This is a genomic window from Mycobacterium sp. SP-6446, assembly GCF_001954045.1.
Lineage (GTDB): Bacteria > Actinomycetota > Actinomycetes > Mycobacteriales > Mycobacteriaceae > Mycobacterium.
The window spans coordinates 1-14946 of record NZ_MBEM01000004.1 but is presented as its reverse complement, the minus strand read 5'-3'; the positions used below and the strand labels follow the sequence as shown (position 1 = coordinate 14946).

The window sequence follows — 14946 nt, the reverse complement described above, 5'->3', positions numbered from 1 at the left end:
CCCAGCTCCCGCAGCGGCGGCGCCGAAGCGCTTTGGCGCCCAGAGCGTTTCGGCTCGGAGTAGATCTTCAACGCCTCGTCGAGTGTGATCTCGAAGATCTGGTCTTCGGTCGTCAGCGAGCGAGAATCGGTGCCGCGCTTCAGGTATGGGCCATAGCGCCCGTTCTGCGCGGTGATCTCCTCACCCGATTCGGGATCCACGCCGACGACGCGGGGCAGCGACAGCAGCTTCAGCGCATCCTCGAGAGTGACCGTCTGCAGGTCCATGCTGCGCAACAGCGAACCCGTCCGGGGCTTAGGACCGGTGGCCTTCTTGCCCTTCTTGGGGGGCTCGCCGTTGGTGTCGGCCGGAGGCTCCGGCAGGACCTCGGTCACGTACGGCCCGTACCGGCCGTCCTTGGCGACGATCTCGTGGCCGGTGTCCGGGTCCACGCCGAGCACGCGTCCCTCTTGCGGGGTGGCGAACAGCTCTTCGGCGACCTCCAGCGTCAGCTCGTCGGGCGTCAGGGAGTCGTTGAGATTGGCCCGCTGCGGCGTCGGTTCGCCGTCGTCGCCGGTGATCGTGCGCTCCAGGTAGGGGCCGTTCTTACCGACCCGGACGTAGACGGGGCGGCCCTGCGCGTCGTCAAACAGCTTGATGGAGTTGACTTCTCGAGCGTCGATACCTTCGAGGTTGACGCCGACGAGCTTCTTCAGGCCACCGGAGCGCGCGATCGACTCCGGCACACCGTGGTCACCGCCGAAGTAGAAGTTGTTCAGCCACGTGGTGCGCTGCTCGTTGCCCGAAGCGATCTCGTCGAGCTCGTCTTCCATCGCCGCGGTGAACCCGTAGTCGACCAGCCGGCCGAAGTGTTGCTCGAGCAGACCGGTGACGGCGAACGCGACCCACGAGGGCACCAGGGCGCTGCCCTTCTTGTGCACGTAGCCGCGGTCCTGGATGGTCTTGATGATCGACGAGTACGTCGACGGGCGCCCGATGCCCAACTCCTCGAGCGCCTTGACCAGCGAGGCCTCGGTGTAGCGCGCCGGCGGGTTGGTGGCGTGGCCGTCGGGGGTGAGCTCCAGCGCGTCCAGCCGCTGCCCCTCGGTGAGGTGCGGCAGCCGCCGCTCGGCGTCGTCGGCCTCGCCGCCGGCCAGCTCGTCGACGGTTTCCACGTACGCCTTGAGGAAACCCGCGAACGTGATGGTGCGCCCGGTCGCGGAGAACACCACCTGCCGCTCGCCCGAGGTGCCCGCGATCCGCAGGCTCAGCGTGGTGCCGCGGGCGTCGGCCATCTGCGAGGCGACCGTGCGCTGCCAGATCAGCTCGTAGAGGCGGAAGTCGTCGCCGTTGAGTTCGCGGCGCACCGCGTCCGGGGTCGCGAACGTCTCCCCGGCCGGACGGATTGCCTCGTGCGCCTCCTGGGCGTTCTTCACCTTGCGGGTGTACTGGCGCGGCGACGGCGACACGTACTCCTCGCCATAGAGCTGGCGGGCCTGAGTCCGCGCGGCGTTGATCGCCGACTCCGACAGCGTCGTCGAGTCGGTACGCATATAAGTGATGTAGCCGTTCTCGTAGAGCCGCTGGGCGATGCTCATCGTGCGCTCCGCGGAGAAGCGCAACTTTCGGCCGGCCTCCTGCTGCAGCGTCGACGTCATGAACGGCGGGTACGGGCGTCGGGTGTAGGGCTTCTCCTCTACCGACGCCACGCTCAGCTGCCCGCCGCGCAGCCCGGCGGCCAGCTCGGTCGCCTGAGCCTCGTCGAGCACCACGACCTCGTCGGCCTTGCGCAGCGCGCCCAGCGAGTCGAAATCGCGGCCGGTGGCCACGCGCAGCCCGTCGACACCTGACAGCCGGGCGATGAAGGTGGGCGGCTGGGCCTGCGGGTCGGACACGCTGGCGTCCAGCTTCGCGATGACGTCCCAGTAGGCGGCGCTGCGGAACGCCATCCGGTCGCGCTCGCGCACGACGATGATGCGGGTGGCCACCGACTGCACCCGGCCCGCCGACAGCTTCGGCGCGACCTTCTTCCACAGCACGGGGCTGACCTCGTAGCCGTACAGCCGGTCCAGGATGCGGCGGGTTTCCTGCGCGTCGACGAGATCGATGTCCAGGTCGCGCGGGTTCTCGGCGGCCTCGAGGATGGCCGGCTCGGTGATCTCGTGGAACACCATCCGCTTGACCGGGATGCGGGGCTTGAGGGTTTCCAGCAGGTGCCAGGCGATGGCTTCGCCCTCGCGGTCGCCATCCGTGGCCAGATAGAGTTCGTCGACGTCCTTGAGCAGGCCCTTCAGCTCGGTGACGGTGCTCTTCTTTTCCGGGCTGATGATGTAGAGCGGTTCGAAGTCGGCGTCGACGTTGACCCCGAGCCGGGCCCACGGCTCGGACTTGAACTTGGCCGGAACGTCGGCGGCGGCGCGCGGCAGGTCGCGGATGTGGCCGCGCGAGGACTCGACGATGTACCTCGAGCCCAGGTAGCCGGCTAGTTTGCGCGCCTTAGTCGGCGACTCGACGATGACAAGTCGCCGCCGGCTCCCATTTCCGCTGGTGCCGCGGTCTTCTTCGTCAGCCAACTGCGCTTACGCTCCATCTCTTGTCCCGGCCCCCCTGCGGGACCGCCCTGCAGGAAGAATGACAGGCCGGCTTCCGAAATTCCGGTGAAATTCAGATACGCCAGCGTTCCTTCGCCTGCGGGCACCTGACAATTTCGCACCCTAGGGCGGGCCGATGCAAACCGACTCCCCGAGACGCGGGTCGCATCTAGCCGCTAAATCCGCGGCCACACCGACAACGCGGCGGCGTCGTTCGGGGGTTCCCCGACGTTCTCTACCAGTCGCGACAGCCGCCGACGGCCGCTGATCCGAAGCGCGGGCCGGCCGCGGCGGGTGCCGATCAGCGTCGGCGCGATCCCGACCCGCATCAGAGCCGACGCCAGCGGCGAATGGGTGTCCGGCGCGTGCGGGTCGAGCCCGAGAAGATAGTGGTCGCCCTCGGGCGCGCCGGCCGCAAGCGTCCACGCCCGCAGCTCGCGCGGCCCGGGCAGCCAGCGCGGCGGAACGGTCTTGACCGCCCCGCGCGTCCACTCGGCGGCCATCGACGTCAACGACGGGTTGACGGCCGTTCTCACCAGCGGGGTGTTCTCGTCGGTGCGGCCGATCTCGGGGACCAAACCCGCCTCGCGGATCATGTCGGCCAGCGCCGTGGCGCGCCACAGTTCTTCCACGACCACCGAAAGCCGGGCACCCTGAACGTCCGGAGCGCCGACCATCACGATCTGGCCAGAGGCTGCCAGCACCCCGGAGAGATCGGCGACCGCGGGCGGCACCGACTCCGCTGTGAAGAAGGAAAGCTGGCTCACGCTAACCGACAGTAGGCCAGGTCGTCCGTCCACGCGTTGAGGTTGGCGGTGAGCCGGGAATCCGGGGGCGCTTTCCCACCGCGATGGACGCACAAAGAAACCCCCCGCGTGGCCCGTAAAACGGGACTGTACGGGGGGTTTCCGTGGTGAATCCGCTCAGTTAGACGGAACGGACTCCGGTGGCCTGGGGGCCCTTAGGGCTGTGGCCGATCTCGAACTCGACCTTCTGGTTTTCTTCGAGGGTGCGGAAGCCCGAACCCTGGATCTCCGTGTAGTGGACAAAAACATCTGCGGAACCATCTTCGGGTGCAATGAACCCGAAGCCCTTCTCCGCGTTGAACCACTTCACAGTTCCCTGTGGCATCTCTCGATCTTTCCTTTTCTTCTGGATGCGGGGCGCCGCCTTTCGATGCCCCGGGCCGAGTACGACCGCCATACCTCGCGTAGTCGCCGGAACTTCACCCGACCTATAACCTCGCAGGAACCGCGGCCGCAACGTTGTTCCTGCGAAAGTTTGACACGAACACAGAAGCTGCGACCGCAAACAGTCAACCATGTTCATCGCGTCGGCGACAGACTTGTGTCGCGGACTGATTCTTGGAGGGCATGAGGTGGCGAGTTTCGGCAGTGACCTGCTGGCCGCCGCGCTCGCCGGTACCGCGGCGGGCGAGCATCCCCTGCGTCACGTCGCCGAGCTGCCGGCGCGGGGCGGCCGGCCGCAGGGCTGGCCGGACTGGGCCGAGCCCGACGTGGTGCGCGCATTCGCCGATCGCGGCGTCACATCCCCGTGGTCGCACCAGGTCCGGGCCGCTGAATTGGCCCATGCGGGGCGTCATGTGGTGGTGAGCACCGGCACCGCGTCGGGCAAGTCGCTGGCCTACCAGCTTCCGGTCCTCAACGCGTTGGCGACGGATCCGCGGGCCCGCGTGCTGTACCTGTCGCCTACCAAGGCGCTCGGCCACGATCAGTTGCGCGCCGCGCACGCCCTGACGACGGCGATCCCCCGGCTGCATGATGTTGCGCCTACCGCCTACGACGGCGACAGCCCCGCCGAGGTGCGCCGCTTCGCGCGCGAGCGCTCCCGCTGGCTGTTTTCCAATCCCGACATGATCCATCTGTCGATCCTGCGCAACCATGCGCGCTGGGCCGTCCTGTTGCGTGGCCTTCGCTATGTCATCGTCGACGAATGCCATTACTACCGTGGGGTTTTCGGCTCGAACGTGGCCATGGTGCTGCGCCGGCTGTTGCGGCTGTGCGCGCGCTACTCATCGGCGCCGACGGTGGTGTTCGCCAGCGCGACGACGGACTCGCCGGGCGCGACGGCCGCCGAACTCATCGGCCTTCCGGTGGAGGAGGTTACCGAAGACGGCTCACCCCAGGGCGCCCGCACGGTGGCGTTGTGGGAGCCCGCGCTGCGGGCCGACGTGACCGGCGAGAACGGCGCCCCGGTGCGGCGCTCCGCGGGCGCCGAGGCGGCGCGGGTGATGGCCGATCTGATCGCCGAGGGCGCGCAGACCCTGACGTTCGTTCGGTCGCGCCGCGCCGCGGAATTGACGGCGCTGGGCACCCGGGCGCGGCTGGACGACATCGCGCCGGGGCTGTCGCCGACGGTGGCGTCGTATCGGGCCGGCTATCTCGCCGAGGACCGCAGCGCGCTGGAGCGCGCCCTGGCCGAGGGCCGGCTGCGCGGCCTGGCCACCACCAACGCGCTCGAGTTAGGCGTCGACATCGCCGGGCTGGACGCGGTGGTGCTCGCCGGTTTTCCCGGGACCGTGGCCTCGTTCTGGCAGCAGGCCGGCCGGTCGGGCCGGCGCGGGCAGGGCGCACTGGTGGTGCTGATCGCCCGCGACGACCCGCTGGACACCTATCTGGTCCACAACCCCGCCGCGCTGCTGGACAAGCCGGTCGAGCGGGTGGTGATCGACCCTGGAAACCCTTACATTCTCGGGCCCCAACTCCTTTGTGCCGCAACCGAACTGCCGCTTGACGATGCCGAGGTGTCCGATTTCGGTGCTGTGGAGGTGGCCTCGGGGTTGGTCGACGACGGGCTGCTGCGGCGGCGCAACGGCAAGTACTTCCCCGCGCCTGGGCTGGAACCCCACGGTGCGGTGGATATCCGCGGCTCCGCGGGTGGGCAGATCGTCATCGTGGAGGCCGACACCGGGCGGCTGCTGGGCAGCGTCGGGCTGGGCCAGGCGCCGGCCTCGGTCCACCCGGGGGCGGTGTACCTGCACCAGGGCGAGAGTTACGTGGTCGACTCGCTGGACACCGAGGACGCGATCGCGTTCGTGCACGCCCAGGATCCCGGGTATGCCACTTTCGCCCGCGAACTCACCGACATCGTCGTCACCGGCAACGGGGAGCGGTTGGAGTTCGGGCCCGTGGTTTTGGGTGTGGTGCCGGTCAGGGTTACCCATCGGGTGGTGGGCTACCTACGCCGGCGGCTGTCCGGAGAAGTGATCGACTTCGTCGAACTGGACATGCCGGAGCACACGCTGGACACCACCGCGGCGATGTACACAGTCACGCCGGAAGCCTTGCACCGCAACGGCATCGACGCGCTGCGGATTCCCGGATCGTTGCACGCGGCCGAGCACGCCGCCATCGGCCTGCTGCCCCTGGTGGCCAGCTGCGACCGCGGCGACATAGGCGGCATGTCGACCGCCGCCGGACCCGACGGCCTGCCCAGCGTGTTCGTGTACGACGGATACCCGGGCGGCGCGGGATTCGCCGAACGGGGCTTCCGCCGGGCGCGCACCTGGTTGGGAGCGACGGCCGCCGCCATCGAGGCCTGTGAATGCGCGACCGGATGCCCGTCGTGCGTGCAGTCCCCCAAGTGCGGCAACGGCAACGACCCGCTGGACAAAGCGGGTGCTATCCAGGTGCTGCGCCTCGTGCTGGCGGAGTTGCCCTAAGCGTCACGCGGGCCGATCCGCCGGACGGCGACCGACCCCTCAACGGTCGACCTCCACGGATGGCATCGCGACGGCCGCGCCGAGGGCACATTTCCTTTTTGCTAAAGAAATGCCTGTACGCCAATTACACGCGCGGCGAATGCCAGAAGCTATCAAGGCGGTGCCGGGGTTTGCAAATTCGTCGGCCACCCGGCAACCGGCGGTTGCCTTCACAACCGGCGCTGGGAGCCCGCCCGCCCGCGCCGCCGTAAAATCGAGCGCATGGCCCACGACTGGTTGCTCGTGGAGACGCTGGGGGACGAACCCGCTGTGGTGGCGCAGGGGCGTCAACTCAAAAACCTCGTCCCGATCACGACGTTCCTGCGCCGCAGTCCCTCGCTGTCCGCGGTTCGGACGGCGATAACCGAGTCGGTGCAGACCGGTCAGAGCCTCACCAGCATCACCCCCAAGCGCGATCGGGTCATCCGCACCGAGCCGGTGCTGATGTCCGATGGCCGCATGCACGGTGTGCACGTGTGGACCGGCCCCGCCGATATCGAACCCCCCGAGCGGCCGGTGCCGGGCCCGCTGAAGTGGGACCTCACCCTGGGCGTGGCTACCGACACCCGGGAGTCGCTGGCCAACAGCGGCAAGAACCCCGACGTCGAGGTCACCTTCGGCCGAGCTTTTGCGGAAGATCTTCCGTCGCGTGCCCTCAATCCCAACGAAACCAAGGTGCTGGCCATGGCGGTGCGGGCGAAGCCGGGCCAAACGCTGTACAGCACATGGGATCTCACCGATTGGCAGGGAAACCCCGCGCGCATAGGATTCGTCGCGCGCACCGCGCTGGAACCGGGGCCGGACGGCCGGGATCACCTGATTGCGCGGGCGATGAACTGGCGCGCCGACCTCAGGGGTCCATCGGTATCTGCCGACGATCTCGCGCAGCGGATCCTCAACGGGCTGGCGCAGGCCGGTGTCCACCGCGCACTCGTCGACCTGCACAACTGGACGCTGCTGAAGTGGCTCGACGAGCCCTGCACCTTCTACGACTGGCGGGGTACCGACACGGACAGGCCCAGGGTTCATCCCGACGACGAACCCCTGATGTCCGCCATGACAAGGGAATTCGCCGACGGCCCGACCAGCCGCGTGCTTCGGATGCGCGGTCACGACGCCGATTGGGTCCCGGTGCACGTCACCGTCAACCAGGTGGAGCTCGAACCCGATACCTTCGCCGGACTGGTTTCACTGCGGTTGCCCACCGACGAGGAGATCGCCGCCGCCGGATTGCCTCCAGCCCAAGCCGACACGACCTAAGGCTCTGACACCGGGCCCGCCCGAGCGGCCGCCCGCGCCGGGCCGGCAAAGGCGAGGGCGACTTGGACGGTGACGACGATATCGAGTTCGTCCGCCCCGCACTGCACACCGTCGACCCGCATTTCGCGGGCCACCGCCGTCGCACGCGCGCACGCAGCCTCGACCCCGGACGGCATCCGCGCCGCGGCGGCCAGCGCGGCGAGATCCGCGGCCGCCTGTGCGCGGTGACGCGCCACCACCGCCGAGCCGACGTATGCGCCGGCGCCCGCGACACACAACAGCACCGCCACCATCGCGGCCGCGAGGACGGTGGCCGAGCCCCGATCATCGCTCGGGCTCCGCGGCCGCCACGGCCTTGGCGGAAATATCCAACGCGGGCAACAGTTTTGACCGAGCGACGACGGTGGCGACCAGAAAATCGCCGTCCCGGCGCACCTGGATCCGCGCGGCCGGCGGTGCGATGCGGCGAGCGGCGTCGACGGCCGAGCGGTCGTCACCGCGCGCGGCCAGCCGGGCGGCCTCGCGCGCGGCGTCGACGCAGCGCACCTGCATGGACACCGCGGACAGACCCGCCAGGCACAGCACCAACACCACGACCAACGCCGCGATCGCCAGCGCCGCTTCGACGGTGCTCGCGCCGGCACACCCGGTTAAACCTTGGTATTGAGTGCTCGACCGATGATGTTGGTCAGCGCCGACACGATGGAATCGCCGGTGACGACGGTGTAGAGGATCGCGCCGAACGCGGCCGCCGCGACCGTCCCGATGGCGTATTCCACCGTGGACATGCCCGACTCGTCGGCCGCCAAGACCGAAATGCGCGCCACGAGCACGCGAAACATGTTGACCACCAATGCATCCTCTCTTCTGCGATATCACTTTCACAGCAGGCCCGACTGGAAAACATCGCCGGCCAGCCCGGCCACCACCGGGACGATCCCGAGGCACACGAAAGCAGGCAGGAAGCACAGTCCGAGCGGCCCGGCGATCAAGACCCCAGCCCGCTCGGCGGCGGCGGTGGCCGCGTGCGAGGCGTCCTGCCGAGACTGATCGGCCAAGTCCTCGACGCCGTCGGCCAGCGCGGCACCCGAGGCTGCCGAACGCCGCGCCAGCCGCAGCAACGCATCCGTCTGCGCGTCGACCTCGGAGGGCGGCAGCTCCCGCGGGATCGCCCATGCCACAAAGGGATCCGCGCCCAGCGCCAGCAGGTCGGCGGCCCTGCGCAACACCCGCGCCAGTTTCGGTGGCGCGGACGCGGCGGTGGCCGCGGCGGCGGTCGACACCGCCATGCCCGCGCCCAGGCACGCACCCAACACGTCGAGGCTGGATGCGATGGCCAGCGGGTCCGCTGCCTGTTCGGTCCGCGACCGCGGCCGAGGGGCGGGCGGCGGCGTCCCCGCCCGCGCCCGCACCACCGACGGTCCAGGCCCGATGCACAGGGCCAGCGCGAGCAACACCGCCGCGGTGCTCATGCCGCGACCCGGCCCGTGATCCGGTCCGACCACAACAGCCCACCGCATGCCAGCGTCACCCCGACCACCAGCAGCCACCCGCCGCCATGCCCGCTCAGCAGGAAATTGAGCGGCCTGGCCCCGATCAGCTGACCGAGGAGCACGCCCAGTAGTGGCAACCCCGCCAGTATGGCGGCGGTTGCGCGCGCCCCTGCCATGCCCGATGCCACCCGCGCCGAGAACCGTTGCCGCTCGGCGATATCGCGCTGCGCCGTCCGCATCAGGGTGGCTATCGCCAGCCCATGGTCGTTAGCCAATTGCCAGCACGCCGCGAGCCGATCCCAGTGCGTGGGCAGAGCCGATGATCGCGCCGCGGCGCGCAGGCCGGCCGCAACGTCAGCGCCTAGCCTGGCGCGCGCCGCCACCGCGCGCAGTGACACGGCGACGGCGCCGGCGGTTTCGTCGGCGGCAACGCAAAACGCATGCACCGGATGAGAGCCGACCCGCAATTCGCCGACCAATACATCGAGGGCGGCTTCCATCGTCCGACCCTCGTCCGTTGCGCGCCGCATGCGACGCCGGCGGCGGTAGCGCAGGCCCGCCGTCGCGCCGGCCACCGCGATGGCGAGGACCGTCGGCAGCGGCAGCAGAACGGCGGCCGTGACCGCGGCGCACGCGCTCGCGACGCAGGCCCCACCCGTACCGACCCTCACTCGCCGGCCGGGCGGTGGCGCGGGGGCGAGCCGGCGCCGCGGGGACGCCGGAAAGACCAAGAGCGCGAACGACATCAGCAGCGAGGCCACGACCGGACCGGTCATGCCGGCATCCGGGCGCGCAGCAAGCGGTGCAGGTCCTCCGCATCGTCGGTCATTCCGCGGTCCGCGTGCCACACCGTGACCGCTCGAACCCGCCCGTCATCGTGGCGCAGCGTGGCGATCTCGGCGAGCCGGCGCTTGCCGGCGCGGTCCCGGGCGACATGCAGCAACACCTGGACCGCCGCGGCCAGTTGGCTGTGCAGCGCGGCCCGGTCCAGACCGCCGAGCGCCCCCAACGCCTCCAGCCGGGCGGGAACCTCGCCCGGGTTGTTGGCATGCACCGTGCCGGCCCCGCCGTCGTGGCCGGTGTTCAGCGCGGCCAGCAGGTCCACCACTTCGGCGCCCCGCACCTCCCCGACCACGATGCGATCGGGCCGCATTCGCAGCGCCTGCCGGACGAGTTGGCGTAGCGGAACCTCGCCGACGCCCTCGACGTTGGCGCACCGCGCGACCAGCTTGACCAGATGCGGATGTCGGGGCGCCAGCTCGGCAGCATCCTCCACGCACACGATCCGCTCGGCCGGCGACACGGCGCTCAGCATCGCCGCCAGCAGGGTCGTCTTCCCCGCTCCCGTCCCGCCGCACACGAGAAAGGCCAACCGGGCGGCGATGATGTCGGACACCAGCGCGGCGGCCCGGGGCTCGATCGCACCCGCCGCGGCAAGCGCCGCCAAATCCTGTGTGGCCGGCCGCAATACCCGCAGCGACAAACAGGTCCCTCCGGCGGCCACGGGCGGCAGCACCGCGTGGAGCCGCACCGCGAACCCGCCGGCACCGATACCGGTCAACTGCCCGTCCACCCAGGGCTGCGCGTCGTCGAGCCGCCGGCCGGCGGCCAGGGCCAGCCGCTGCGCCAGCCGCCGCACCGCCGCCTCGTCGGCGAACCGGATCTGGCTGCGCCGCAAGCCGTTTCCGTCGTCGACCCATACCGCGTCGGGTGCGGTGACCAAGACGTCGGTCGTGCCGTCCGCGCACAACAACGGTTCGAGGATGCCGGCACCGGTGAGCTCGGTCTGCAGCAGACGAAGATTGGCGAGAACCTCGGTATCGCCGAGCACCCCGTTGGATTCGGCCCGGATCGCGGCGGCCACCACGTTGGGCCGCAGCGGGGCGGACTCGACCGCCAGCCGCTCACGCACCCGGTCGATCAGCGAGCCGCTCACGCCGCCCTACCCTGCGCGGCCGAGCCCGCACGCGGCAGCACGGCAAGCACCCGGAGCGCCGCGACCGCGAGCGCGGATCGCCGCCCCGGGCGCAGACCGCCTTGCTCCACCCGCCCCGCGAGTTGCGGCTCGGCCCTCATCGACGCCAGCAGCGGCAAGCCGGCGATATCGGCGAACTCGGCCGCGCGCAATCCACCCGGCGACGGTCCCCGTACGACCAGCCCGACATTGGGATTGATCGCGGCCAGCACCGGGGCCATCGCCGCGGTCGACGCGCACGCCCGCACGTCGCACGGGCTGACGACCACCACGAGATCGGCGGCGTACAGCGCCGCTTGGGCCGCATCGGTGAGGCGGCGGGGAAGATCGCACACCACGGTGACTCCCCCGCGGCGACCGGCATCGACGATGGCTTCCACCGGCGCCGCGTCCAATTCGCAGGAGCGCCGCGTGCCCGAGAGCATGCTGATTCCGCGATGTCGCGGCAGGGCATCGCGCACGGCCGACCAGTTAAGCCGTCCGCCCTGCAGCGCCAGATCGGGCCACCGCAGACCCGGCGCGGTTTCGCCGCCCACCAGCAAATCGATGCCGCCGCCCCAGGGATCGAGGTCCACCAACAGCGCGTCGCGGGCGGCCAAGGCCAACGCAACCGCCAGCAAAGAAGCTCCGGCCCCACCGCACCCGCCGATCACGCCCAAGACCTCGCCTCGCGGCCCAGCTTCACGCGCCGATTCGGCGGCCTCGGCGAGGTTGCGGATCAATTCATCTTCCTGCGCGGGCATCCGCAGCACATGCTGGGCGCCGGCGGCGATGGCCGCCGTCCACGTCGCCGCCGTGGGTTCGACGGCGGTCAACACGCTGACATGTGCGCGCCGCGGGAGAGCCGTCTGCGCGCATCGATCGGCCGTCGCCGCGTCGAGCACCACCGCCGCGGCCGCCGACCACGTTTTCCTACTCACCACGGAATCGCCGACATGGACCACCCGAACCCCGACGGCGGCGGCCACCCGGTCGAGTTCTTCGCGCAACTCCGCATCGGTCAGCGCCGCCAGCACGCCCGCCGAGCCCGGCGGAACGACGCGGGTATTAGCAGTCACCCACTCACCGTGCGCGGCCACGACCTTGGGACACCAGTGCCAAACCCGGATTTGTGGAGAGAGACGCAAGTGTGCACAAAGGCGTTGCCCAACGCGCGCTCAGCTTACGGATCACCCGGTCCCCGCAACGCGCACAAGGTCGCGCCAATCGCGCGGAACGACCGAATTCTTTACCCCAGAAAAGGGACGACCCCCGCCAGGGGGGGAGGAGGCGAGGGTCGTCGTGTATCAGCCCCGGGGGGTCGGGCTGATACACCCTCGGCTCAGGCCGAGTACTGCTTACTATACACATGACAGTGCGCATTAACGCAATAGCTTCTTCTATCCGAAAAAACACGTTGAGCCGCAAAAACACCGGCGGTCCCGCCCGCCACACGTCGACGCAGCGCCGATTTGGATGCAAGGCCGCCGCCCGGTCGGACCGCCGACATATGCTAGGCCGGTGACCGTCTTCGACCCGGCCGCGCAGCAGCAAACTTCACCGCAAACGTCGGCGACCACCGCCGCCCACGCCCGCACGGCCGCCTTCTTCGACCTCGACAAGACGATCATCGCCAAGTCCAGCACACTGGCGTTCAGCAAACCGTTCTTCAATCAGGGACTGCTCAACCGGCGCGCCGTGCTCAAGTCCAGCTACGCCCAGTTCATATTTCTGCTCTCCGGTGCCGATCATGACCAGATGGACCGGATGCGCACCCACTTGGCCAACATGTGCACCGGCTGGGACGTGGCTCAGGTCAAGTCGATCGTCAACGAAACGCTGCACGACATCGTGACTCCCCTGGTGTTCGCGGAGGCCGCCGACCTGATCGCCGCCCACAAGTTGTGCGGCCGCGACGTCGTGGTGGTCTCGGCCTCCGGGGAGGAAATCGTCGCGCCGATCGCGCGGGCCCTGGGCGCCACCCATGCGATGGCGACGCGGATGGTTGTCGAGGACGGCAAGTACACCGGCGAGGTGGCGTTCTACTGCTACGGCGAGGGCAAGGTTCAGGCGATCCGCGAGCTCGCCGCCCGCGAGGGCTACCCGCTCGAGCACTGCTACGCCTATTCCGACTCGATCACCGACCTGCCGATGCTCGAGGTCGTCGGCCACCCGAGTGTGGTCAACCCCGACCGCGGGCTGCGAAAAGAAGCCACCGACCGCGGTTGGCCCGTGCTGATGTTTTCCCGGCCGGTGTCCCTGCGGGACCGAATTCCGGCGCCGTCGGGCGCGGCGATCGCAACCACCGCCGCGGTGGGAATCAGCGCGCTGGCCGCCGGGGCAGTTACCTACTCGTTGTTGCGCCGCTTCGCGTTCGAGCGCTGAGGTGCCCCGCCCGCGATGCGCGCCGGCGGGCCGACAGCAAACACCTCGAGGACCCCGTCCGGTGTCACTTCGCAACATTCGCGGAATTGGGCCTTGCTGTGCTAAGGCTCCAGTAGTACAAATGGAACCACGGAAGCCCGGTGAGGCCTAGGTCGATCCGGAAGAGAAGGTTCGATCTCCCGATCCGGGCGCCCAGCACGGTACCCGGCACCCACGCGGAGTCATAGCCGCGATAATGGCAGAAGTGTTGCGGGCCTGCGTAATTGCGAAAAGCGGATGGTGTCGACGGCCCTTTGGGTGGGGTTGCAGCCGGAAGCGTCGCAAGATCGCCGAGGCCACCCACGCAGCCCAGATATGCACGCTTGGTAACCGGGTTCCGTGCTAGCGGGCGGCGGACCGAATATTTCGGGACGTCGCCCGCTCTACATTTATTCGGACGAATTATCCACCGCCGTTTTGCCGTCCTTTGGCTACCGATTGGAAGCTATCGATTCGGCAGCGATTCGGCGATCGACAACGCCTCCTGCGCGCCGGCCTGCATCGCCCGGCAACACAGCACCAGCCAAGCGCCCACCCCCTCCGGCGTGCCGTCGGCGAACCGCTGCGCGGCCCCGCGGTAGTCCGCCGGCTGGCGCATCCAACTCACTTCGGGCACACCGAGTCCGTGGGGATCCAGGCCGCTCGCGATCGTCACCAGCCTCGACACCGCACGGGCCACCACGCCGTCCGCGCTGCCGAATGGCTTCAGCGTCAGCAGCTCTCCGTGTGCGACCGCGGCGACCACCGGCGCGGGCGCGCGCGTCCGGCCGGTCACCAAATCCGCCAGCAGCTCCAGCCGGGGTCCGACCTCGCCGTCGGCGCGCGGGCGACCCAGCCGATCGTCGTCCACCAGGTCCGCGGCCGCCAGCATGTGCAACCGGGCCAGCGCTTGCAGGGGCGCTCGCTCCCACACGCCGACGAGCGCACCCCCGCCGCCCTCCAGCGCCTGGGCCACCCGCAGCGCTCCGCCGAACACCGGGTCACCCGCCGCCGGCCCGTCCGGGGCGGCCGCAGCCAGGTCCTCCAGCCGCACGGGCCCGCCGTCGAGCACCGACGAGGCGCGCGCCGACCGCAACGCCGCCTCGGCGGCGGTCACCGGCCAACGCCGCAGATTTGCCGGGTGGCGGTGGGCCCGGCCCAGCGCGTCGCGGGCCCGGTCGCTGGCCTCGGCGACGCCGGGGAGCTCCATGAGCGGGGCCAGCGGGTCAGCCGTCACAGGTTGCCAACCTAGCCGGGCGGCGCCGGCGCGCACGGAATGGCCTCCAGCAACTGGCGGGTGTACTCGTGACCTGGCCGTGCGAACAGTTCCTCGGTGGGTGCCCGCTCCACCACCCGGCCCGCCCTCATCACCAGGACGTCGTCGGCGATCTGCCGGATGACCGCCAGGTCGTGGCTGATGAACAGGTAGGCCAGGCCGAGTTCGGCCTGCAGCTGGGCCAGCAGTTCGAGGATTTGGGCCTGCACCAGGACGTCGAGCGCCGAGACCGCCTCGTCGCACACCAGCACCTCGGGCCGCAGCGCCAG

Annotated in this window: 14 protein-coding genes and 1 pseudogene; 3 read left to right on the top strand and 12 right to left on the bottom strand. The window is 69.9% G+C overall.

Features of this window, described 5'->3' with window-relative positions; all coding sequences use genetic code 11:
• The 3 genes from topA to cspA form a co-directional block, all read right to left on the bottom strand.
• On the bottom strand, positions 1-2552 hold a 2552-nt coding region (topA, locus tag A5736_RS00630), incomplete at its 3' end, for a type I DNA topoisomerase (RefSeq protein WP_076243954.1).
• A 194-nt stretch (positions 2553-2746) separates the two neighbouring features.
• The gene (locus tag A5736_RS00625; protein WP_076125393.1) at positions 2747-3337 is read right to left on the bottom strand and encodes a hypothetical protein; all 591 of its coding nucleotides are present in this window, start codon (positions 3335-3337) and stop codon (positions 2747-2749) included.
• A gap of 160 nt (positions 3338-3497) precedes the next feature.
• Positions 3498-3701, bottom strand: coding sequence for a cold shock protein CspA (gene cspA, locus A5736_RS00620; protein WP_007166602.1), 204 nt, complete (start codon positions 3699-3701; stop codon positions 3498-3500).
• A gap of 247 nt (positions 3702-3948) precedes the next feature.
• On the opposite strand from cspA, the gene A5736_RS00615 reads away from it, so the two are divergent.
• Both A5736_RS00615 and A5736_RS00610 read left to right on the top strand, forming a co-directional pair.
• Complete coding sequence (locus A5736_RS00615) at positions 3949-6252, top strand: DEAD/DEAH box helicase (protein WP_076243959.1); 2304 nt, start codon at positions 3949-3951, stop codon at positions 6250-6252.
• 261 nt (positions 6253-6513) lie between these two features.
• On the top strand, positions 6514-7551 hold the full coding sequence (locus tag A5736_RS00610) for a PAS domain-containing protein (RefSeq protein WP_076125389.1): 1038 nt from the start codon (positions 6514-6516) through the stop codon (positions 7549-7551).
• On the opposite strand, the gene A5736_RS25495 is transcribed toward A5736_RS00610, so the two are convergent.
• From A5736_RS25495 to ssd, 7 genes are read right to left on the bottom strand one after another with little or no spacing between them, the layout of a single operon-like run.
• Positions 7548-7844, bottom strand: coding sequence for an Rv3654c family TadE-like protein (locus tag A5736_RS25495; protein WP_083667090.1), 297 nt, complete (start codon positions 7842-7844; stop codon positions 7548-7550). The genes A5736_RS00610 and A5736_RS25495 overlap by 4 nt on opposite strands.
• 31 nt (positions 7845-7875) lie before the next feature.
• Positions 7876-8166 (bottom strand): TadE family type IV pilus minor pilin, encoded by a 291-nt coding sequence (locus A5736_RS25490; protein ID WP_083667091.1) that lies wholly within the window; start codon positions 8164-8166, stop codon positions 7876-7878.
• 35 nt (positions 8167-8201) lie between these two features.
• Complete coding sequence (locus tag A5736_RS00600; RefSeq protein ID WP_076059867.1) at positions 8202-8393, bottom strand: DUF4244 domain-containing protein; 192 nt, start codon at positions 8391-8393, stop codon at positions 8202-8204.
• Between the two features lie 39 nt (positions 8394-8432).
• Entirely contained in the window at positions 8433-9023 is a 591-nt protein-coding gene (locus A5736_RS00595; protein WP_217695715.1) for a type II secretion system F family protein, read from the bottom strand.
• Positions 9020-9820: a type II secretion system F family protein gene (locus tag A5736_RS00590; protein WP_076243951.1), complete on the bottom strand. Its 801-nt coding sequence runs from the start codon at positions 9818-9820 to the stop codon at positions 9020-9022. The genes A5736_RS00595 and A5736_RS00590 overlap by 4 nt, the downstream gene beginning before the upstream one ends.
• Positions 9817-10980, bottom strand: coding sequence for a TadA family conjugal transfer-associated ATPase (locus A5736_RS00585; protein WP_076243950.1), 1164 nt, complete (start codon positions 10978-10980; stop codon positions 9817-9819). The genes A5736_RS00590 and A5736_RS00585 overlap by 4 nt, the downstream gene beginning before the upstream one ends.
• Positions 10977-12023 (bottom strand): septum site-determining protein Ssd, encoded by a 1047-nt coding sequence (ssd, locus tag A5736_RS00580; RefSeq protein ID WP_139333037.1) that lies wholly within the window; start codon positions 12021-12023, stop codon positions 10977-10979. The genes A5736_RS00585 and ssd overlap by 4 nt, the downstream gene beginning before the upstream one ends.
• Positions 12024-12519: 496 nt before the next feature.
• Here ssd and A5736_RS00575 point away from each other — a divergent pair, with 496 nt between their 5' ends.
• A complete protein-coding gene (locus A5736_RS00575; protein ID WP_076125381.1) occupies positions 12520-13383 on the top strand; it encodes an HAD-IB family hydrolase in 864 nt (287 codons plus the stop codon).
• A gap of 484 nt (positions 13384-13867) precedes the next feature.
• On the opposite strand, the gene A5736_RS00565 is transcribed toward A5736_RS00575, so the two are convergent.
• Together A5736_RS00565 and A5736_RS00560 are read right to left on the bottom strand one after the other, a co-directional pair.
• The gene (locus A5736_RS00565; protein ID WP_076125467.1) at positions 13868-14638 is read right to left on the bottom strand and encodes an oxidoreductase; all 771 of its coding nucleotides are present in this window, start codon (positions 14636-14638) and stop codon (positions 13868-13870) included.
• Positions 14639-14649: 11 nt separating this feature from the next.
• A pseudogene (locus A5736_RS00560) lies at positions 14650-14946 on the bottom strand (ABC transporter ATP-binding protein); the annotation flags it as partial.